This window comes from Frigoribacterium sp. CFBP 13707, from assembly GCF_014842245.1.
In the GTDB taxonomy this organism is placed as follows: Bacteria; Actinomycetota; Actinomycetes; order Actinomycetales; family Microbacteriaceae; genus Frigoribacterium; species Frigoribacterium endophyticum.
Genome location: NZ_JACYVL010000001.1, coordinates 223977 through 243370 on the forward strand (window position 1 = coordinate 223977; position 19394 = coordinate 243370).

Below are 19394 nucleotides of genomic sequence, written 5' to 3' on the forward strand. Positions count from 1 at the left end.
GAGGCATCACCAAACCTCACGGAGAACGGTTACACGACGGAAACCAACTCGCCGATTCGTTGCGTCGACGCACGGTTCGTTGCGCGTGGGGCCTGCATCTCGCATGGATCTGCTGCGAGGAATCCCCGAGACTGCCGCTATCATCCCTGGCCCCGCACGACAGGTGTGGCCGTCCCGTACGATCAGCCGCGTGAGCGACGTGACGAGGGCCCGGCTGGCGGACGACGGCGGGGTGCCCTCCCGAGGGCGCGTGCGGGCGGAGATCGCGATCGTCCTCGCCCTGTCGCTCGGCGCCTCCGCGGTGTACTCGCTCCTGTCCCTGGCGAACCGGCTGACCCGCGACGTCGCCCTCTCGCAGCAGACCGCGACGCTCAACTCGTCGCTCAGCGACCGGCCGGTCTTCGACCTGCTCTACCAGCTGATGGGCATCGCCGTCGACCTCGTGCCGGTGCTGCTGGTGGCCTTCCTGCTCTGGCGGGAGGCCCGGCCGCACCTCGGCCGTCTCGGGGTCGACTTCTCGCGCGCGGGCCGCGACGTCGCGGGCGGAGCGGGCATCGCCCTCGCGATCGGCGTGCCGGGCATCGGCCTCTACCTCGTCGGGAAGGCCCTCGACCTCACGGTGACCGTGGTGCCCACCGACCTCGCGCAGCACTGGTGGACGGTGCCGGTGCTGCTGCTCTCGGCCCTGCGCGCCGGCGTCACCGAGGAGGTCATCGTCGTCGCCTACCTCTTCGCGCGCCTCCGCGACCTCGGCTGGCGGACCTGGCCCATCATCGTCACGGCGGCCCTGCTCCGGGGCACGTACCACCTGTATCAGGGGTTCGGCGCGTTCGTCGGCAACCTCGTGATGGGGCTGGCCTTCGGCTGGCTGTACGCGCGCACCGGGCGCGTGCTGCCGCTCGTCGTCGCGCACGTGCTGATGGACGCCGCGGTCTTCGTGGGCTACCCGTGGGCCGCCGCGACCTTCCCCTCGTTCTTCGGCCTGCCGAGCTGACGACGGCGCCCCGGCCGCTCCGCTCTCGCGGGGCGGCCGGGGCGCCGTCGGGCGGGGACGGACGCCGCCTAGGCGAACGCCTCCACCGGCGGGCAGGCGCAGAACAGGTTGCGGTCGCCCCAGGCCTGGTCGATGCGGCGCACCGGCGGCCAGTACTTGCCGCGCACGAGCGACCGGACGGGGTAGACGGCCTCGTCGCGGGTGTAGTCACGCGACCACTCCCCCGAGATGACCGACTCCGCCGTGTGCGGCGCGCCGCGCAGCGGGCTCTCCTCCACCGACCAGCGACCGGCGGCGACCTGGTCGGCCTCCGCCTTGATGGCGATCATCGCGTCGACGAAGCGGTCGATCTCGGCGAGGTCCTCGCTCTCGGTCGGCTCGACCATCAGCGTGCCGGCGACCGGGAACGACATCGTCGGCGAGTGGAAGCCGTAGTCGACCAGGCGCTTCGCGACGTCGTCGACCGTCACGCCGGTGGCGTCGCGGAGCGGGCGCAGGTCGAGGATGCACTCGTGCGCCACGAGGCCGTTCTCGCCCGAGTACAGCACCGGGTAGTGCTCGCGCAGGCGGGCGGCGACGTAGTTCGCGGCGAGCACGGCGGCGCCGGTCGCGGCGGTGAGGCCCTCCGTGCCCATCATCCGGACGTAGGTCCAGCTGATCGGCAGGATGCTCGGCGACCCGTAGGGGGCGCTCGAGACGGGGACGCCCCCGTGTGCGAGGCGCTCGCCCGCACCGGCGGCGGAGGCGCCGGTTCGGCGGTCGGCCTGCTGCGCGAGCGGGTGGCCGGGCAGGAACGGCGCGAGGTGCGCCTTCGCCGCGACCGGCCCGACCCCGGGGCCGCCTCCGCCGTGGGGGATGCAGAACGTCTTGTGGAGGTTGAGGTGCGAGACGTCGCCCCCGAACTCGCCGAAGCGCGCGACGCCGAGCAGGGCGTTGAGGTTCGCGCCGTCGACGTAGACCTGGCCGCCGGCCGCGTGGACGGCGTCGGTGACCTCGCGGATGTCGTGCTCGTAGACGCCGTGCGTCGACGGGTACGTGATCATCAGCGCGGCGAGGTCGTCGGCGTGCTCGGCGACCTTGGCCCGCAGGTCGGCGAGGTCGACGTCGCCCTGTTCGTTGCAGGCGACGACGACGACGCGGAGGCCCGCGAGGACGGCGCTGGCGGCGTTCGTGCCGTGCGCGCTCTGCGGGATGAGGCAGACCGTGCGGGCGAGGTCGCCGTTCGCGCGGTGGTACCCGCGGATCGCGAGGAGGCCGGCGAGCTCGCCCTGGCTGCCCGCGTTCGGCTGCAGCGAGACGGTGTCGTAGCCGGTGACCTCCGCGAGCCAGCCCTCGAGCTGACCGATCATCTCGAGGTAGCCCTCGACGTCGGAGGCCGGGGCGAACGGGTGGACCCCGGCGAACTCGGGCCAGGTCACCGCGGCCATCTCGGTCGCGGCGTTGAGCTTCATCGTGCAGCTGCCGAGGGGGATCATTCCGCGGTCGAGCGCGTAGTCCTTGTCGGCGAGGTGCTTGAGGTAGCGCATCATGCTGGTCTCGCTGCGGTGGGTGCGGAAGACCGGGTGCGTCAGGTAGTCGGAGGTGCGGAGGGCCGCCTCGGGCAGGACCTCGACCCGCGCCGCCGCGTCGAGCGGGGGCAGCGTGACGCCGAGCACGTCGGCCACCACCGCGACGTCGTCGCGGGTGGTCGTCTCGTCGAACGAGAAGCGCACGCAGTCGTCGTCGACGGCCCAGAGCAGGTAGCCGCGCTCGTGGGCGCTGGCCACGACCTCCCGGGCCCGGCCGGGCACGAAGACCTGCAGGGTGTCGAAGAACGAGTCGCGCTCGAGCTCGAGGTCGCTGGCCGTGATCGCCGCGGCGAGGTCGACGGCGTGGTCGTGCACGCGCCCGGCGACGTGCCGGAGGCCCCACGGGCCGTGGTAGACCGCGTACATCGAGGCCATCACGGCGAGCAGCACCTGGGCGGTGCAGATGTTCGAGGTCGCCTTCTCGCGGCGGATGTGCTGCTCGCGCGTCTGGAGGCTGAGCCGGTAGGCGGGGTGCCCCTCGGCGTCCTGCGAGACGCCGACGAGGCGCCCGGGCAGCTGACGCTCGAGCCCGGTGCGGACGGCCATGTAGCCCGCGTGCGGCCCCCCGAAGCCCATCGGCACGCCGAAGCGCTGGCTCGTGCCGACGGCGACGTCGGCGCCGAACTCGCCGGGCGCCCGCAGCAGGGTCATCGCGAGCAGGTCGGCGGCGACGACCGCGAGGCCACCGGCCGCGTGCGCGGCCTCGACGACGGGCTCAGGGTCCCACACGGCGCCCGAGGCGCCCGGGTACTGCACGAAGACGCCGAAGGCGGCCGGCAGGTCGGCGGGCGCGGTCGTCGCGAGGTCGAGCTCGACGATCTCGACGCCGACGGCCTCGGCGCGGCCGGCCAGCAGCGCCTTCGTCTGCGGCAGCGCGTCCGCGTCGACGACGAAGACGTCGCTCGGCGCCTTCGACGCGCGGCGGGCGAGCAGCATGCCCTCGACGACGGCCGTGCCCTCGTCGAGCATCGACGCGTTGGCGGTCGTCAGGCCGGTCAGCTCGGAGACCATGGTCTGGAAGTTGATCAGGGCCTCGAGGCGGCCCTGCGAGATCTCGGGCTGGTACGGCGTGTAGGCCGTGTACCAGCTCGGGTTCTCGAGCACGTTGCGGCGGATCACGGCCGGGGTCACGGTGTCGTGGTACCCGAGGCCGATCATGCTGCGGGAGGCGCGGTTGCGGTCGGCGAGCCCGCGGAGCTCGGCCAGCGCCTCCTCCTCGCCGATCGGGGCGGGCAGCACCGAGCCCTCGACGGCGGACGCGTGGATGCTGTCGGGCACCGCGGCGCTCACGAGCGAGGCGACGCTGTCGTGCCCCAGCACGTCGAGCATGGCGCGCTGCTCGGCCGTGGTCGTGCCGACGTGGCGGTCGACGAAGCCGGTCGCGGCGCGGTCGGACCAGTCGCCGAACACGCTGCCCTCGGTCACGGCGCTCATTCGGCGGTCAGGGCGACGTACTCGTCGCGAGAGAGGAGGCCGACCTGGTCGCTCGACGACAGGGTGATCTTGATCAGCCAGCCCTCGCCGAACGGGTCGCTGTTGACGAGGTCGGGGCTGTCGACGACGGCCTGGTTCGCCTCGAGCACGGTGCCGAGCGCGGGGGCGAAGAGCTCGCCGACCGACTTGGTCGACTCGATCTCGCCGACGACCTTGCCGGTCTCGACCTCGGTGCCCTCGGCGGGCAGGTCGACGTAGACGACGTCGCCGAGCTTGTCGGCCGCGTAGTCGGTGATGCCGACGGTGGCGGTGTCGCCGTCGATGAGCAGCCACTCGTGCTCGGAGGTGTACTTCAGGGCGGTGAGGTCGGTCATGGCCGGGCCTTTCGTGGGGGCCGTCGTGCGACGGAGGCGGGGGCTGGGGTCGTGGGGGCGGTGCGGGAGGGCGGTGCGGGAGGCGCGGTGCCGGCCGGGCGGGCCGGCCGCGGGCGAGCGAGCGAGCGGCCGGGCTAGGAGCGCTTGTAGAACGGCAGCGGGACGACCGCCGCCGGGATCGCCGTGCCGCGCACGTCGACGGCGAGGCCGGGGCCCCGCTCGACGACCTCGGGGTCGACGAACGCCATGGCGACGGGGTGACCGAGGGTCGGCGACAGCGCCCCCGAGGTGACCTCGCCGACGACCGTGCCGTCGTCGGTGACCACCGGGTAGCCGGCGCGGGCGGCGCGGCGGCCCTCGAGCGCGAGGCCGACGAGCACGCGGGCGTCGGGCGCGGGCTCGACGCCGGCCTTGCCGACGAACTCCTTCGAGGTGTCGACGACGCGGCCGAGCCCGGCCTGGGCGGGTCGCACGTCGAGGCCGAGCTCGTGCCCGTAGAGCGGCATGCCGGCCTCGAGGCGGAGGGTGTCGCGGCTGGCGAGGCCCGCGGGGACGACGCCGCGGGGCGCGCCGGCCTCGGCGAGCGCCGCCCACAGCTCAGGTGCGGTCTCGGGGTCGAGGTAGAGCTCGAAGCCGTCCTCGCCGGTGTAGCCGGTGCGGGCGATCAGCACGGGGGCGTCGTCGAACGTGCCCTGCAGCACGCGGTAGTAGCGGAGGGTCGACAGCGGCGCGTCGGGCTGGAGGCGGTCGCTCGTGACCAGCTCGTCGAGGACGCCCTCGGCCTCGGGCCCCTGGATCGCGATCAGCGCGGTGTCGTCGCTCTCGTCGTCGACCGTGACGTCGAAGCCGGAGGCGCGGGTCGCGAGGGCGGAGAAGGCCGCGTCGCGGTTCGACGCGTTCGCCACGACGAGGAAGTCGTCGTCGTCGAGCCGGTACACGACCAGGTCGTCGACGATGCCGCCCTCGGCGCTGAGCAGCAGCGAGTACTTCGCGCGGCCGACCGCGATGGTCGAGAGGGTGCCGGCCAGCGCCCGGTCGAGGAAGGCCCCGGCCTCGGGGCCGGCGACGGCGATCTCGGCCATGTGGGAGAGGTCGAAGAGGCCGGCGGCGGTGCGCACGGCGTGGTGCTCGGCGAGGTCGGAGCTGTAGCGGACGGGCATCTGCCAGCCGGCGAAGTCGGTGAAGCTCGCGCCCGCCGCGACGTGGACGTCGTGCAGCGGGCTCAGCCGCTCGTCGGGCTCGTCGGCGGCGAGCGCCTCGGCCTCCGCGCCGTCGACGACCTCGAGGTCGCCGGCGCCCGGGCCGGTCGCGACCCCCTCGGTGCCGTCGTCGCCGGTGACGACGTCACCGACGGCCTCGGCGCCGACGGGGGCCTCGGGCTCGAGCTCGTCGTCGACGAGGTCGGCGTCGGTGGGGCCGGGGGCGGCGGGCAGGTTCGAGGACGCGTCGGACATCGGACTCCTGGAGGGACGGCCCGGCCGCGGGTGTCGCCGGCCGGGAGCGATGCCGTGCAGCACCTGCACGACGGGGTGGGCAGCGGCCAGCGTCGCTGGTCGCGGCTCCCCCTCTGTCATGGGCCTGAGAGCTTCACCGACCGAGGTCGGCTTTCACCGTGGGCGAGGAGGACGTCGGCCGACCTGACGACGGCGCGGTGCCTCCTGCTTTTCAGAGTGGCCAGTCCGTCGCGGTACGCGTACCTGAGAGATTGGCGGGGAGCTTGCTCCTTCGGTGCCCGGTCGGCGCAGCTTCTGCGCACCGGAGCTCTCCCGCGACGTGTTCGTGGCCCGATGTTCGGTTGTGGGGGGCAGCCTACAGGCGGCGTGTGACGAGCAGGTTTCGTGAGGCCGAGCGACTCAGCCGAGCCGGGCGGCCAGCCAGCGCACCGCGCCGGCCTCGTCGACGTAGGCCTCGTCGTCCTCCGCCGCCGCCGCGGCCCGGAGCGTCTCGCGGAACACCGGCCCGGGCGTCAGCCCCGCGTCGATGAGGTGGCGCCCCGTGAGCAGGCCGCGCCCCGGCGTCCGCGGCGTCGCCGCGGAGACCTCGCGCCAGGCGTCGGCGGCCCCCTGACGGGACGCCCCGGCCCGCCCGGCCGCGTCGGCGTCGACCACCCGCGCCCAGTCGTCGAGCCCGGCCGGCGCGAGCCGTCGGCGCAGCCGCCGCACGGCGGGGCCGGAGGGACGCCCCGGCACCGAGACGTGGGTCATGTGCTCGCGGACGACCGGCAGCACCCGCTCCACGACGGCGCGGGGCGCGCCCATCGCGGCGAGGGTGCGCCGGGCGGGGTCGACCCCGGCCTCGGCGTGCCCGAGCGACCGCACGCGCCCGTCGTCGCCGAGCTGCGTGTGCGTGGCCTTGCCGAGGTCGTGCAGCAGGGCCCCGAGCACGGCCACCTCCCGGTCGGCCGGGGCGGTGCCCTCCTGCTCGGCGGCCGTGGCGGCGGCACGGGCCGCCAGCCCGAGGTGCGTCCACACGTCGCCCTCGGGGTGCCAGGCCGGGTCCTGCGGCACGTCGCGCACGGCCGCGAGGTCGGGCCACCGCGCGAGCCAGCCGGTCTGCTCCAGGGCGACCAGCGCCTCCGGCCAGTGGACCGCCCGGCGGGCGAGCTTCCGCCACTCGGCCCAGATCCGCTCGACGGGCAGGTCGGCCGCGGCGGGCAGCAGCTCGCGGCAGAGGGCGGCGGTCTCCGCGGCGACCGCGAAGCCGAGCCGGCCGGCCAGCTGCACGACGCGGAGGCCGCGCAGCGGGTCGTCGCCGAAGTGCTCGGAGACGTGCCTCAGCACGCCGCGCGCGAGGTCGGCCTCGCCGCCGTGCGGGTCGACGAGCTCGTGCGAGACCGGGTCCCAGGCGATGGCGCCGACGGTGAGGTCGCGACGGGCGGCGGCGGCTCGGTCGGCCTCGGCGACGCTCCGACCCGGCACGAGCGGCTCGACCGACACCTCGACCTCCTCGCCGTCGACGACGACCGAGACGACGAGGAAGGCCGCGCCGCGGACGGCGACGGGGCCGAGCGGGGCGAGCGCGGCCCCGAGCACCTCGGTCGACACGTCGCCGTGCGCCTCGAGGTCGAGGTCGCGGGGAGGCTCGGGCGGCAGGCCGCGCCGCTCGGCGAGCAGCGCGTCGCGCACGGTGCCGCCCACCACGAGGGGGCGGAGGCCGAGGTCCGTCAGCACGCCGACGACGGCCGAGGAGGCGCGGGTCGGCACGACGAGGCCCGGTGCGGCCCGGCGGCCGCCCGCGTCGGTCACGCCAGGGGGCCGGTGAAGCGGCCGGGGAACGGCACCGGCACGTCGTCGCGCTCGTCGGCCGCGAGCACCGCGTCGCGCACGTGCGCCATGAGCACGGCGATGTCGGGCGGGAGCTGGGCCTGCGAGGCGCCCCCGTCGTCGACGACCTCGTCGAACACGAGCACGCGCACCCCGGCGAGCAGCTCGGGCGGCGAGGGCACGGCCACGTACGTCGTGCCCGGCAGCAGCAGCCACTCACGCTGCCAGGGCTGCGACGAGAGCGCCGAGAGGTCGCGGCCCGTGCGCGTGACGACGGCGACGAGCGTCGGCCAGCCGAGGTTGTCGGAGGCCACCAGCGGGTCGAGGCTCGCGGGCGTCGGCACCGTGACGCGGAACGGCGTCGCGGGCAGCGCCTCCTCCGCGCTCGAGCGGAAGACGACCGCGGGCGACGGGGGCATCGCGAGGGCGGCGGAGACGACGTCGGTGGGCTGCGGCGTGGCGGAGGTCATGGTGCGCCGATCCTGCCACGGACGACGCCCCGGCCGCGGGGTCGCGGTCGGGGCGTCGGGGAGGTCGAGCCGGGGCGTCAGGCCTGGGCGGGCGTGCCGGGCTGCCCGGGCTCGGGCGAGCCGGCGGCCTGGTGGGCCGCCACCAGCGCGCGGACGTCGCCGGCGAGCTGGGCCACGCCCTCGGGCAGCATCTCGAAGCCCTCGGCGTTGCCGGGGTTCACGACGAGGCCGGTCTGGGCCGGGATGGCCTGCACGAGCTCGGCGGCGGGCAGCACGGCCGTGTACTGCGCCACGCCCTTCACCTGCTCGCCGACCATGTCGACGTGGGTGAAGGCGGCGAGCATCGGCGTGCCCTCGCGGTCGAACAGCACGGGCTGCAGGTCGTTGAGGGACTCCTGGGCGTCGGTCGCGGTGGGCACCACGACCTGCGAGTTGACGAACTCGGCGAGGACGGAGTTCATGTCTCCCTCCCCTGCCTGGCCCTTGCTGATGGCCTGCTCGAGGGCGGTCGGTTCGCGGTTCTCCGTAGCGGTCATCCGTCGATCCTGCCCGGTCGACCTCCGAGTCGGCTCCGTGAGATCGGCGCGTCAGCCGACCCGCGCCTCCGCCCGGCCCGCGACGACCGTCGCGTCGCGGTCGTCGTCGCGGTGCACGCGGGTGACGAGTCCGGCCGCGGCCAGCAGGGCCTCCGTGGCGTCGGCCTGCGCCTCGCTCGTCTCGACCAGGAGGCTGCCGCCGGGGGCGAGCCAGGCCCGCGCCTCCCCCGCGATCCTCCGGTGCAGGTCGAGCCCGTCGGCGCCGCCGTCGAGGGCGAGCACGGACTCGTGGAGGCGCGCCTCGGGCGGCATCGTCGCGATCGCGCCCGTCGGGACGTACGGCGCGTTGGCGACCAGCACGTCGACCCGGCCGAGGAGGCGCGGGGGCAGCGGCCGGAACAGGTCGCCCTCGAGCACGGACGCGCGGTCGCCGAGGGTGCGCCGGGCACGGCCGACCGCGGCGGGGTCGAGGTCGGCCGCCACGAGGTCGAGGCCGGGGCGGCGGTGCAGCAGGGCCGCGGAGACGGCGGCGACGCCGCAGCAGAGCTCGACGACGACGGGGCGGGCGGGGGCGCCGCGGCGGACGGGGGCTCCGGCGCCCGTGCCGTCGAGGAGGGCGTCGGCGACGTCGACGAGCAGCTCCGTGCGGCGACGCGGGACGAACACCCCCGGCACGACGGGGACGCGCAGGCCGTCGAAGGACGCCCAGCCGAGCACCTGCTCGAGGGGCTCGCCGGCGACGCGTCGACGGACCATCGCCTCGCGCTCGCCGCCGGTCGCGGCCTCGACGAGCAGCCGGGCCTCGTCCTCCGCGAAGACGCAGCCGGCGGCGCGCAGGCGGTCGACGACGTGCTGCTCGTCGCCCTGCTCGGCTCGCTGCCCCGCCCGCTGCTCGACCACGCCGCCAGCGTAGGCCCCGGGGTGCGGCGGGTCGCTGTCCTCCCCGGCAGTGGTGCGGCGGGTCGCCCTCCTCCCCGGCGGGCCATCGTGGGCCCGCCCACGAGGACGCGGACCCGCCGCACCCCCTGTTCCTCCTGCACCGAGCCCGCACGGGACGGGCCCCGGATCCGCTGATCCACTCCAGAGTGGATCAGCGGATCCAGACCGCCAGGTCCGGACCTCCCCCGGCACCGTGCCCGGCCAGGAGCCCGGGGACGGTCGGCGGGTCGCCGTCCTCCCCGGCGGGCCGGCGCGGGCCCGCCCACGAGGACAGGGACCCGCCGCATCGGCACGGCACGCGCACACGCACCGCACCAGGCCCACGCCCGGCGGCGGCGCGGCCGGGCCGCGTAGGCTCGCAGCACCGACGGCACGAGGGAGAACATGAAGCCGCTGACCGAGTCCGACATCCGCGAGTCGTTCGTCAACGCCCTGCCGGGCGACCTGGACCGCCTGCCCATCCCCGGTCTGCACGAGATGCTCTGGAGCGAGCGCGAGTTCCTCGGCTGGCGCGACCCGCAGGCCCACCAGCGCGGCTACATCGTGCACTGGGTGGACGACCGCCCGGTGGGCCTCGTCGTGCGCTCCTCCGGCGCCTCGCTCCGCCCCGGCATCGCGGCGATGTGCTCGCTCTGCCACTCCCCCCAGCCGGCCACGCAGGTGCGGCTCTTCACGGCGCCGAAGGCGGGCGAGGCGGGAGCCAACGGCGACACCGTCGGCACCTACATCTGCGAGGACCTCGCGTGCTCGCTGCTGATCCGGGTCGCGCCGCCGCACCTCAACCCGCCCGAGCAGATCGACCGCCGGGCCGCGGGTCTCACCGAGCGCGTCCGAGGATTCACGGCGAACGTCATGAAGACGGCCTGACCACCGCCCTATCGTCGAGGAGGCGCGGTGCCGGTCGGCACCGCGCCCCACGAACCGCAGAGGGAGACCCCGTGTCCGTCGTCAAGATCAACGCCATCCACGTGCCCGAGGGGGCCGGCTCCGAGCTGGAGTCGCGCTTCGCCGCCCGCAAGCACTCGGTCGACGGGGCCCCCGGCTTCGAGGGGTTCCAGCTGCTCCGCCCCGTCGCGGGCGAGTCGCGCTACTTCGTCGTCACGACCTGGGCCGACGAGGAGTCGTTCCGCGCGTGGTCCGAGACGGGCGCGAAGGCGGCCCACTCCGGGCCTCCCGCGGACGGTGCCGAGGCCCCACGCCGGCCCGTCGCCTCGGGCGCCGACCTGCTCGAGTTCGAGGTCGTCGACCTCTAGCCCGCCCCGACCGACCCGCCGAGGCACCACGTCCTCGCACCGGAACCAGGCCGCGGCGTGGTTCCCGTGCGAGGACGTGGTTCGTCGGCACCGTGCGATGCACGAGGGCGCAGGGGCCGGGTGCCTCGACGTCGAACTGCCGTGCCCCGCGTCCCCAGTGGACTCCAGGCTTCCCGCGTACCCTGCTGCCCAGTCGCCGACCCGTCCGGGTCGACCCGAGAGGTGCCGTCACCATGAAGAAGTCCGCCCGCTGGATCACCGCCGCGGCCGTCCCGGTCGCCGTCGTCGCCGCCGGGGTTGTCGTGCCCGCCGTCTCGGCGAACGCCGAGGTCTCGTTGCCCGACAAGTCGGCGTCGCAGATCCTCCAGATGATCGCGGGCAGCTCCGACGCCGCGTTCTCCGGCACCGTCGAGCAGACCAGCGACCTGGGCCTGCCCGAGCTGCCGGGCTCGGCCTCGCGCGGGGGCTCGGGCGACTCCGTCTCGCAGGCCCTCGAGCTGCTGACCGGCAGCCACACCGCCCAGGTCTTCGTCGACGGGCCGTCGAAGCAGCGCGTCCAGGTCGTGGAGGACCTCGCCGAGCGCGACGTCGTGCGCGACGGCGACAGCGTCTGGGCCTGGGACAGCAGCACCAAGGAGGCGACGCACGCCACCCTGCCGGAGCACGAGGCCCGCGAGCTGCCGAGCACGCTGCCCGACGGCACCGCGGTGCCGCAGACGCCCGCCGAGCTGGCCGACGCCCTCGTGGCCGCCGTCGAGCCCAGCACGACCGTGACCACGAGCGACGACGTCTCCGTCGCCGGCCGTGACGCGTACCAGGTCGTCCTCACCCCCGACGACGCCTCGACGCTCGTCGGCAGCGCCACGCTCACCGTCGACGCCGAGACCGGCGTGCCCCTCAAGGTCGTCGTGGCCGCGAAGGGCCAGGCCGACCCGGCCTTCTCGGTGGGCTTCACCGACGTCGACTTCCGGGCCCCCGACTCCGACGTGTTCGACTTCACGGCGCCCGCCGGGGCCGACGTCACCGAGGTGACGCCGCCCGCCGAGGGCACCGGCCACGACGGCCACGGCTCCGACGCCCAGGGCGAGCGCCCGACCGTCGTGGGGTCGGGCTGGAGCACCGTCGTCGGCCTGCCGGCCTCGACGTCGACGGACGCAGCGATGGGCGGCCAGCCGGCTGACCAGGCCGCCGGCGACGCCGCCGCCCTGCTCGACCAGGTGACCACCGCCGTCGACGGGGGCCGCGTGCTGCAGACCTCGCTGGTGAGCGTCTTCCTGGCCGACGACGGCCGGGTGTGGGTGGGCTCCGTCGACGCCGACGCCCTCCGCACCGCCGCCGCCGGCCGGTGACCGACAGCCCGGTGACCGACGCCGCCGCCGCCGAGGCCCCCGCCGACGACGCCCTCGCGATCGAGACGCGGGGGCTCAGCAAGGCCTTCGGCCGGCAGCGCGCCGTGGCCGACGTCGACCTCGCGGTGCCGCGCGGCAGCGTCTACGGGTTCCTCGGGCCGAACGGCTCGGGCAAGACGACCACCATCCGCATGCTGCTCGGCCTCACCTCCGCGACCGACGGCCAGGCGCGGGTGCTCGGCGAGTCGATGCCCGAGCGGTCGCGCGACGTCCTGCCCCGCGTCGGAGCGCTCGTCGAGGGCCCGGCCTTCTACCCCTTCCTCTCGGGTCGGGCGAACCTCGCCCGCCTCGACTCGGGCGACCGGAGCGCGCCGTCGGCGACCAGCCGGGCCCGCGTCGGCGCCGCGCTCGACCGTGTCGGCCTCGGCCACGCCGCCGACAAGAAGGCCCACGCCTACTCGCTCGGCATGAAGCAGCGCCTCGGCCTCGCCGCCGCCCTGCTCATGCCGCGCGACCTGCTCGTGCTCGACGAGCCGAGCAACGGACTCGACCCGCAGGGCACGCGCGAGGTGCGCGGCCTCATCCGCTCCCTGGCCGACGAGGGCACGACGGTGTTCGTCTCGAGCCACCTCCTCGCCGAGGTCGAGCAGATGTGCACCCACATCGGCGTGATGAGCGCCGGTCGCCTGCTCACCCAGGGCACGCTCGACGACCTGCGAGCCCTCGGCGCCCACCGGGTGCGGCTGCTGACCCCCGACCCCGGGCCTGCCCGCGAGGTGCTCTCGCGCCTCGGCCTCGCGCCCGACCCGGTCGGCGCGGCGCCCGGCACCGGGCCGACGCACGTCGAGGCCGAGCTGCCGCAGCCGGGCCCCTCGCCCGAGTCGATCGTCGCCGCCCTCGTGGCCGCCGACGTGCGCGTGCGCGGCTTCGAGGTCGCCGGTGCCAGCCTGGAGGACCGCTTCGTCGACCTGACCGGGGAGGGCTTCGATGTCGCCGGCTGACGCTCCCGCCCGCCCCGCCCGCCGGGGCAGCGGCCTCGCACTGCTCGGCAGCGAGGTCGCCGTGCTCTTCCGACGCGTGCGCACGATCGCGCTGCTCGCGGCCCTCGCGCTCATCCCCGTGCTGCTCGCCGTCGCCGTGCGCGTCACGACCGACGGGTCGGAGGGCGGCGGCGACGGCCCGGCCTTCCTCGGCGACATCACCCAGAACGGCCTCTTCGTGTCGCTGACGGCGCTCACGGTGGCGATCCCGCTCTTCCTGCCGCTCACCGTGGGCGTGGTCGCCGGCGACACCGTCGCCGGCGAGGCGAGCCTCGGCACCCTGCGCTACCTCCTCGTGACGCCCGTGGGGCGGGTGCGCCTGGTGCTCGTCAAGTACGCCGGGGCGGCCCTCTTCTGCCTGGTGGCCACCCTCGTCGTCGTCGTCTTCGGCGCGATCGCCGGCGCGGCGCTCTTCCCCGTCGGGCCGGTCACCCTGCTCTCGGGGCAGAGCATCGGCGTGGGCGACTACGTCGGCCGCCTGCTGCTGATGGCGCTCTACGTGACGATCTCGCTGCTCGGCCTCAGCGCGATCGGCCTCTTCGCGTCGACGCTCACGAGCGTGCCGGTGGGCGCCATGGCCGCGACCATCGTGCTCTCGACCGTGGCCCAGATCGTCGACGCCCTGCCGCAGCTCGACGCCCTCGACCCGTGGCTGTTCACCCACTACTGGCTCGGCTTCGCCGACCTGATGCGCGACCCCGTCTCGTGGGGGAACTTCGCCGACAACGCCCTGCTGCAGGCCGGCTACGTCGCCGTGTTCGGCGCGCTCGCGCTCGGCCGCTTCACCACGAAGGACGTGCTCAGCTGAGCTGAGCCGGTGGGGCACCGCTCAGAGGCCGAGGGCCCCGGTCGGCAGCACGGCGTGGACGCCCCAGGTCTGGTTCGCGACCTGCGTGACGCGGAGGTCGACGACGGCGCTGGCGAAGGCCAGGGCCGTCGCCCGGTCGACGTCGAGCAGCACGGCGAGCCAGGTCACCATCGCGTCGAGCGCGTCGCCGGTCGCGACGTCGAGGTCGGCGTCGAACCCGAAGGTGACGCGCCCGGCCGGGGTCTCGGCGTGGATGCCGTCGAGCGGGCGGTCGTCGACCAGGTCGACCCGCACCTCCGTCGTCATGGGGCACTCCACCGCCGTGCCGCCGACCTCGCCGTCGCCCTGCGCCGCGTGGCCGTCGCCGAGGTAGAGCAGGGCGTCGTCGACCTGCACGGGCAGGTAGAGGACGGAGCCCGCGACGAGCTCGCGGCAGTCGATGTTGCCGCCGGCCGTGGCGCGCGGGGGCGTCGTGGCGTGCTCGCCCGGCTCGGCGGGCGCCACCCCGGTGACGCCGAGGAAGGGCGCCGTGGGGACGGTGAGGCCCCGGCTCTCGGTGGCCGTGCCGGCGTCGGCGTCGATCTCCCACAGCAGCCAGGAGGGCTCGACGTCGGCGAGGCCGAGGCGGGTGGTCACGGGGGTCTCGCGGCCGCCGGCGACCGTCCAGCCCCACTCGCCGGGCCGCAGGTCGACGAAGGTGACGGCGAGCACCTGGCCGGGGCGCGCTCCCCGGACGGCCACGGGGCCGGTGAGGGCGTGGCCGCGGGCGGGCTCGAACAGGCGCGGGCGGAGCTCGCCCGGCGTCGTCTGGCGCTCGAGGTGGCCCGAGGCGTCGAGCGAGCCCACGACGACGGTGTCGCCGGGGTCGACCGTGAGCACGGGCCGGTGGTCGCGCGAGTAGACGTCGTTCGTCGTCTCGCGCGTGGGGTCGAGGCGGTGGGCGGTCACGCGGCGCCCTCCCCCGGGACGGGCGCGAGCGCGGGCGCGGGCGTGGGCGTGGCCCGGGCCGAGGCGGCCACCGCCGTCGCCCCGCCGACCGCGGTCGCACGCGCCGGGACGACGACGGGCGGCGTCGCCCGGAGCTCGTCGACGACCTCCGCCGGGGCCGTCCGGCTGAGGTAGCCGATGCGCGACTCGCGGACGTGCCAGCCCATCAGCTCGGCGGCCCGGTCGGCGTCGCCGGCGTCGATCGCCGAGAGGATGACCCGGTGGTCGGGCCAGAGCCGCTTGCCGCGCGAGAACGTGTCGAGGGCGTAGAGCCACTCGATCTTGCGCGAGAGCTGACGCAGCAGGGTCGCCAGCGTCATGCTGCCGCTCAGCTCGGCCACCCCGATGTGGAACCGCTCGTTGAGCTCGACGAGCCGGTCGAGGTCGCCGACCTCGATCGCGGCGTCGCCGTCGTCGAGCAGCTGCTCGAGGCTGCGTCGCACGCGCTGCCAGTCGTCGGCCGGCTCGTCGCGCGTGAAGAGCTGACGTGCCCGGGCAGCGGCCCGACGCGCGGTCGAGATCTCGAGGGCCTCCCGCACCGCGAAGAGGTCGTCGGCCTCGTCGACGGGGATCTCGGCGACCCGCGACCCGACGTTCGGCCGTGACTCGACGAACCCCTCCGCCTCGAGGCCGCGCAGGGCCTCGCGCACCGGCACGCGCGACACCCCGTAGCGCTCGGCGAGCGCCGCCTCGGTGATGCGCGTGCCGGGCTGGAGGGCCCCGGCGACGATGTCGGCGCGCACGGCGTCGACGATGCTCAGCACGACGCCGCCGCTCGGGCGTGCGGCATGGGGTCAGACGGCCAGGCTGGCACCGGGGATCGCTCCTAGGAGGTGGTGGGTGTACTCGTCGGTCGGCGAGAGGAAGACGTCGTCGACGCTGCCCCGCTCGACGATGCGGCCGCGCCGCATCACCACCACACTATGGGCGATCTGCCGCACCACCGCGAGGTCGTGCGTGATGAAGAGGTAGCTCAGGCCCAGGCGCCCCTGCAGCTCGGCGAGCAGCTCGAGGATCTGCTCCTGCACGAGCACGTCGAGGGCCGAGACGGCCTCGTCGCAGATGAGCAGCTCGGGCTCGAGCGCGAGCGCCCGGGCGATCGCCACCCGCTGTCGCTGGCCGCCCGACAGCTCGCCGGGCCTGCTCTGCGCGACCGAGCGGGGCAGGGCGACCTGGTCGAGCAGCTCGGCCACCCGCGCCCGACGCGAGGCGCGGTCGCCGACGCCGAAGACGCGCAGCGGCTCGTCGACCAGCCGCTCGACGCTGTAGGTCGGGTCGAGCGAGCCGTACGGGTCCTGGAAGACGGGCTGCACCCGTCGTCGCAGGGCCCGCCGCGCGGCTCCCCGGCTGGCGGTGATGCCCTCGCCGTCGATCAGCGCGGTGCCCGAGGTCGCCGGCTCGATGCCGAGCACGATGCGCGAGAGCGTCGTCTTGCCCGAGCCCGACTCGCCGACCACCGCGGTCGTGGTGCCCCGCGGCACCTCGAACGAGATGCCGTCGACGGCGCGGACGGTCTCGCCACGGCGACCCCGCAGGCGGTACTCCTTGACCAGGTCACGGACCACGAGGATGGGGTCGGCCCGCGCCTCCTGCCCCTCCTGGCCCACCGGCTCCTCGGCCCGCAGCGCCACGGCGGCCGCGACGGTCGGGGCGGCCGCCACCAGGCGCTTCGTGTACTCGTGCTGCGGGTCGAGCAGGATCTGCCGCGGCGTGCCCTGCTCGACGACGCGGCCGTCGAGCATGACGACGATGCGGTCGGTGCGGTCGGCCGCGACGCCGAGGTCGTGCGTGATGAAGAGCAGCGACGTGCCGTGGGCGTCGACCAGGGTCTGCAGGTGGTCGAGGATCTGCCGCTGCACCGTGACGTCGAGCGCGCTGGTCGGCTCGTCGGCGATGAGCAGCTCGGGGTCGCGGGCCAGGGCCACCGCGATCAGCACGCGCTGGCGCATGCCGCCCGAGAACTCGTGCGGGTACTGCCCCGACCGGCGCTCGGCGTCGGGGATGCCCGCCTCGGTCATCAGCTCGACGACGCGGCGGGCGACCGTGGCCCGGCCGCGCGCTCCCCCGGCGCGGAGGGCGTCGGCGACCTGCGCGCCGACGGTCATCGACGGGTTGAGGTTGGTCGACGGGTCCTGCGGGACGAGGCCGATGCGCGCCCCGCGCACGGAGCGCATGCGCGCCTCGCCCGCCCCGGTCAGCTCGTCGCCGCCGAGGTGCACGCTGCCCCCGGTGACGTGGCCGGCGCCGGGCAGCAGCTGCAGCACCGCGGCGACGACGGTCGACTTCCCCGAGCCGGACTGGCCGACGATGGCGACCCGTTCGCCGCGGGCGACGTCGAGGTCGACGCCGTGCACGACGTCGCGGTCGCCGAACGCGACCCGCAGACCGCGCACGGTGAGCAGCGGCTCGGCGGGCGAGGCGGGCGAGGCGGGCGAGCCCGCGGCGGCGCTCGGGCCCGCGGCGCCGGTCGGGGTGGTCACGCGGTCAGCGTCCTGCGGCATAGGCCTGTGCTCCTCGGGGGTTGGCGGCGGCGCCCAGCACGCCGGTCGCGGGGTCTCGGGTGACGCTCGACAGCCGGCCGAGCGACCAGTCGCCGGCGCGGGTGACGACGTGGCCCCGGCGCTCGAGCTCGGCGATGACGTCGTCGCCGAGGCGGTCCTCGACGACGACGCCGCCGGGCGTCCAGGTGCGCGGCCAGAACGAGCCGGGGAAGGCGGTGGTGTGGAGAGCGGGAGCGTCGATCGCCTGCTGCGGGGTCCAGCCGCCGACGAGGGTGCGCAGCAGCCAGAGCAGCTGCCACTGGTCCTGCTGGTCGCCGCCGGGCGAGCCCAGCGCCGCGACCGGCTGGCCGTCACGCAGCACGAGCGTCGGCGTCAGCGTGGTGCGGGGGCGGCGGCCGGGCTCGAGCGTCGAGGCCGTGCCCTCCTCCAGCCACGACATCTGCAGGCGGCTGCCGAGGCAGAAGCCGAGCTCGGGGATCGTCGGCGACGACTGCAGCCAGCCCCCCGACGGCGTCGCCGAGACGATGTTGCCCCAGCGGTCGACGACGTCGATGTGGCACGTGTCGCCGCGCGTCTCGCCGGTCGGCGTGACGTCGGGCTCGGCGCCCGGCTGGCGGGCGTCGTCGGCGGGCACCGCCGCGAACGAGCCGACGGTGGGCTCGCCGACGCCGCTGGCCGTGGTCTCGTGGTCGGTGCGCAGCGTCGGCAGCCGACCCGCGACTCCTGCCCCTCCGGGGTCGCCCGGCCGCAGCTCGAGCGAGGCGGCCGACCCGATCAGGGCGCGGCGCTCGGCCGCGTACCCGGGCGACAGCAGCCGGTCGAGCGGCACGTCGCGGTCGCCGTACCAGGCCTCCCGGTCGGCCATCGCGAGCTTCTGCGCCTCGATGATCGTGTGCGCGCCGTCGGCGGTCGACGGGTCGAGCAGCTCGTCGGGCAGCGGCTCGAGCATCGCGAGCACCTGCAGCAGCGCCGGTCCCTGGCCCCACGCGCCGGTCTTGGCGACGACGTGGCCGCGGAACTCGACGGTCGCCGCCTCCTCCGTCGAGGCGCGGAAGGCCGCCAGGTCGGAGGCGCGGATCACGCCCGCGTGGTCGCCCCCGGTCGAGTGCCGGTGCGGGGCCCGCACGAACGCGTCGACCGAGCGCGCCACGAGGCCCTCGGCCCACTCGGTGCGCGCGGCGTCGACGCGGGCGCGACGGGCGGCCTCCCCGGCGGCGGGGCCGGAGCCCTCCTCAGCGACCGGCACCGCGCCTCCCGCGCTCACCAGCCCGTCGAGCACCCGGGCGTACGCCTCGTTGGTCACCAGCGAGCCCGGCTCGGGCGGGGCGCCGTCGACGAGCCAGCGGTCGGCCGACGTGGGCCAGTGCTCGGTGAAGAGGTCGGTGACGGCCGCGATCGTCTCGCTGACGCGGGCGGTGAGCGGGTGGCCGTCGCGGGCGTAGCCGATCGCGTAGGCGAGCACGTCGGCGAGCTCCCACGTGCCGTGGTCGCGGAGCAGCAGCAGCCACGCGTCGACGGCGCCGGGCACGGCGGCGGCGAGGGCGCCCGAGCCGGGCACGAGGTCGAGGCCCTCGGCGCGGTAGTGCTCGACCGTCGCGGCGGCGGGCGCGGGGCCCTGCCCCATCAGCACGACGGGGCGGCCGGGCTCGTCGGCGGTCGCGAAGACCGCCGTCATGTCGCCGCCGGGGCCGTTGAGGTGCGGCTCGACGACGTGCAGCACGAAGGCGCCGGCGACGGCGGCGTCGAAGGCGTTGCCGCCGCGCTCGAGCACCGACTGGGCCGAGGCCGTCGCGAGCCAGTGGGTCGAGGCCGTCATGCCGACGGTGCCCCGCAGGTCGGGCCGGGTGGTGAACGCCGGAGGCGCGGTGTAGGTCACGG

17 protein-coding genes and 1 riboswitch are annotated in these 19394 nt (G+C 75.7%); of the genes, 6 read left to right on the plus strand and 11 right to left on the minus strand.

Features of this window, described 5'->3' with window-relative positions; all coding sequences use genetic code 11:
- Window positions 1–199: 199 nt before the first annotated feature.
- Entirely contained in the window at window positions 200–994 is a 795-nt protein-coding gene (locus tag IFT45_RS01030) for a CPBP family intramembrane glutamic endopeptidase (RefSeq protein ID WP_235491319.1), read from the plus strand.
- Between the two features lie 68 nt (window positions 995–1062).
- Here IFT45_RS01030 and gcvP read toward each other — a convergent pair whose 3' ends face one another.
- The 7 genes from gcvP to IFT45_RS01065 all read right to left on the minus strand — a co-directional run bounded on the left by gcvP (window position 1063) and on the right by IFT45_RS01065 (window position 9539).
- Window positions 1063–3891: an aminomethyl-transferring glycine dehydrogenase gene (gene gcvP, locus IFT45_RS01035; protein ID WP_244637612.1), complete on the minus strand. Its 2829-nt coding sequence runs from the start codon at window positions 3889–3891 to the stop codon at window positions 1063–1065.
- A 101-nt stretch (window positions 3892–3992) separates the two neighbouring features.
- On the minus strand, window positions 3993–4370 hold the full coding sequence (gene gcvH / locus IFT45_RS01040; protein ID WP_167259769.1) for a glycine cleavage system protein GcvH: 378 nt from the start codon (window positions 4368–4370) through the stop codon (window positions 3993–3995).
- Between the two features lie 134 nt (window positions 4371–4504).
- Entirely contained in the window at window positions 4505–5824 is a 1320-nt protein-coding gene (gene gcvT / locus IFT45_RS01045) for a glycine cleavage system aminomethyltransferase GcvT (protein ID WP_192126242.1), read from the minus strand.
- A gap of 221 nt (window positions 5825–6045) precedes the next feature.
- Window positions 6046–6149: riboswitch (glycine riboswitch) on the minus strand.
- 74 nt (window positions 6150–6223) lie between these two features.
- A complete protein-coding gene (locus IFT45_RS01050) occupies window positions 6224–7615 on the minus strand; it encodes an HD domain-containing protein (RefSeq protein ID WP_192126244.1) in 1392 nt (463 codons plus the stop codon).
- Window positions 7612–8103, minus strand: coding sequence for a hypothetical protein (locus IFT45_RS01055; protein ID WP_192126246.1), 492 nt, complete (start codon window positions 8101–8103; stop codon window positions 7612–7614). The genes IFT45_RS01050 and IFT45_RS01055 overlap by 4 nt, the downstream gene beginning before the upstream one ends.
- A 77-nt stretch (window positions 8104–8180) precedes the next feature.
- Window positions 8181–8639 carry an SseB family protein gene (locus tag IFT45_RS01060; RefSeq protein ID WP_082514536.1) on the minus strand — a complete coding sequence of 153 codons (459 nt, stop codon included), beginning with the start codon at window positions 8637–8639 and terminating at the stop codon, window positions 8181–8183.
- Window positions 8640–8690: 51 nt separating this feature from the next.
- Entirely contained in the window at window positions 8691–9539 is an 849-nt protein-coding gene (locus IFT45_RS01065; protein ID WP_192126249.1) for a putative protein N(5)-glutamine methyltransferase, read from the minus strand.
- Between the two features lie 423 nt (window positions 9540–9962).
- Between IFT45_RS01065 and IFT45_RS01070 the strand changes: the two genes are divergently transcribed.
- The 5 genes from IFT45_RS01070 (at window position 9963) to IFT45_RS01090 (ending at window position 14028) form a co-directional block, all read left to right on the plus strand.
- Window positions 9963–10445: an FBP domain-containing protein gene (locus IFT45_RS01070; RefSeq protein WP_056056592.1), complete on the plus strand. Its 483-nt coding sequence runs from the start codon at window positions 9963–9965 to the stop codon at window positions 10443–10445.
- A 71-nt stretch (window positions 10446–10516) separates the two neighbouring features.
- Window positions 10517–10831 (plus strand): antibiotic biosynthesis monooxygenase, encoded by a 315-nt coding sequence (locus tag IFT45_RS01075; RefSeq protein ID WP_192126251.1) that lies wholly within the window; start codon window positions 10517–10519, stop codon window positions 10829–10831.
- A 233-nt stretch (window positions 10832–11064) separates the two neighbouring features.
- Window positions 11065–12180, plus strand: a complete 1116-nt coding sequence (locus IFT45_RS01080; protein WP_192126253.1) for a DUF2092 domain-containing protein — start codon at window positions 11065–11067, stop codon at window positions 12178–12180.
- An 11-nt stretch (window positions 12181–12191) separates the two neighbouring features.
- The gene (locus IFT45_RS01085) at window positions 12192–13181 is read left to right on the plus strand and encodes an ATP-binding cassette domain-containing protein (RefSeq protein WP_192126255.1); all 990 of its coding nucleotides are present in this window, start codon (window positions 12192–12194) and stop codon (window positions 13179–13181) included.
- A complete protein-coding gene (locus IFT45_RS01090; RefSeq protein ID WP_192126257.1) occupies window positions 13168–14028 on the plus strand; it encodes an ABC transporter permease in 861 nt (286 codons plus the stop codon). Before IFT45_RS01085 ends, IFT45_RS01090 begins: the two co-directional genes overlap by 14 nt.
- 21 nt (window positions 14029–14049) lie before the next feature.
- Here IFT45_RS01090 and IFT45_RS01095 read toward each other — a convergent pair whose 3' ends face one another.
- From IFT45_RS01095 to IFT45_RS01110, 4 genes are read right to left on the minus strand one after another with little or no spacing between them, the layout of a single operon-like run.
- The gene (locus tag IFT45_RS01095) at window positions 14050–14976 is read right to left on the minus strand and encodes an acetamidase/formamidase family protein (RefSeq protein ID WP_056056601.1); all 927 of its coding nucleotides are present in this window, start codon (window positions 14974–14976) and stop codon (window positions 14050–14052) included.
- Window positions 14973–15779, minus strand: coding sequence for a GntR family transcriptional regulator (locus IFT45_RS01100; protein ID WP_371810817.1), 807 nt, complete (start codon window positions 15777–15779; stop codon window positions 14973–14975). The genes IFT45_RS01095 and IFT45_RS01100 overlap by 4 nt, the downstream gene beginning before the upstream one ends.
- 30 nt (window positions 15780–15809) lie before the next feature.
- Window positions 15810–17516 (minus strand): ABC transporter ATP-binding protein, encoded by a 1707-nt coding sequence (locus IFT45_RS01105; RefSeq protein ID WP_192126259.1) that lies wholly within the window; start codon window positions 17514–17516, stop codon window positions 15810–15812.
- Window positions 17500–19392, minus strand: coding sequence for a gamma-glutamyltransferase family protein (locus tag IFT45_RS01110; RefSeq protein WP_371810866.1), 1893 nt, complete (start codon window positions 19390–19392; stop codon window positions 17500–17502). The genes IFT45_RS01105 and IFT45_RS01110 overlap by 17 nt, the downstream gene beginning before the upstream one ends.
- Window positions 19393–19394: the final 2 nt, after the last annotated feature.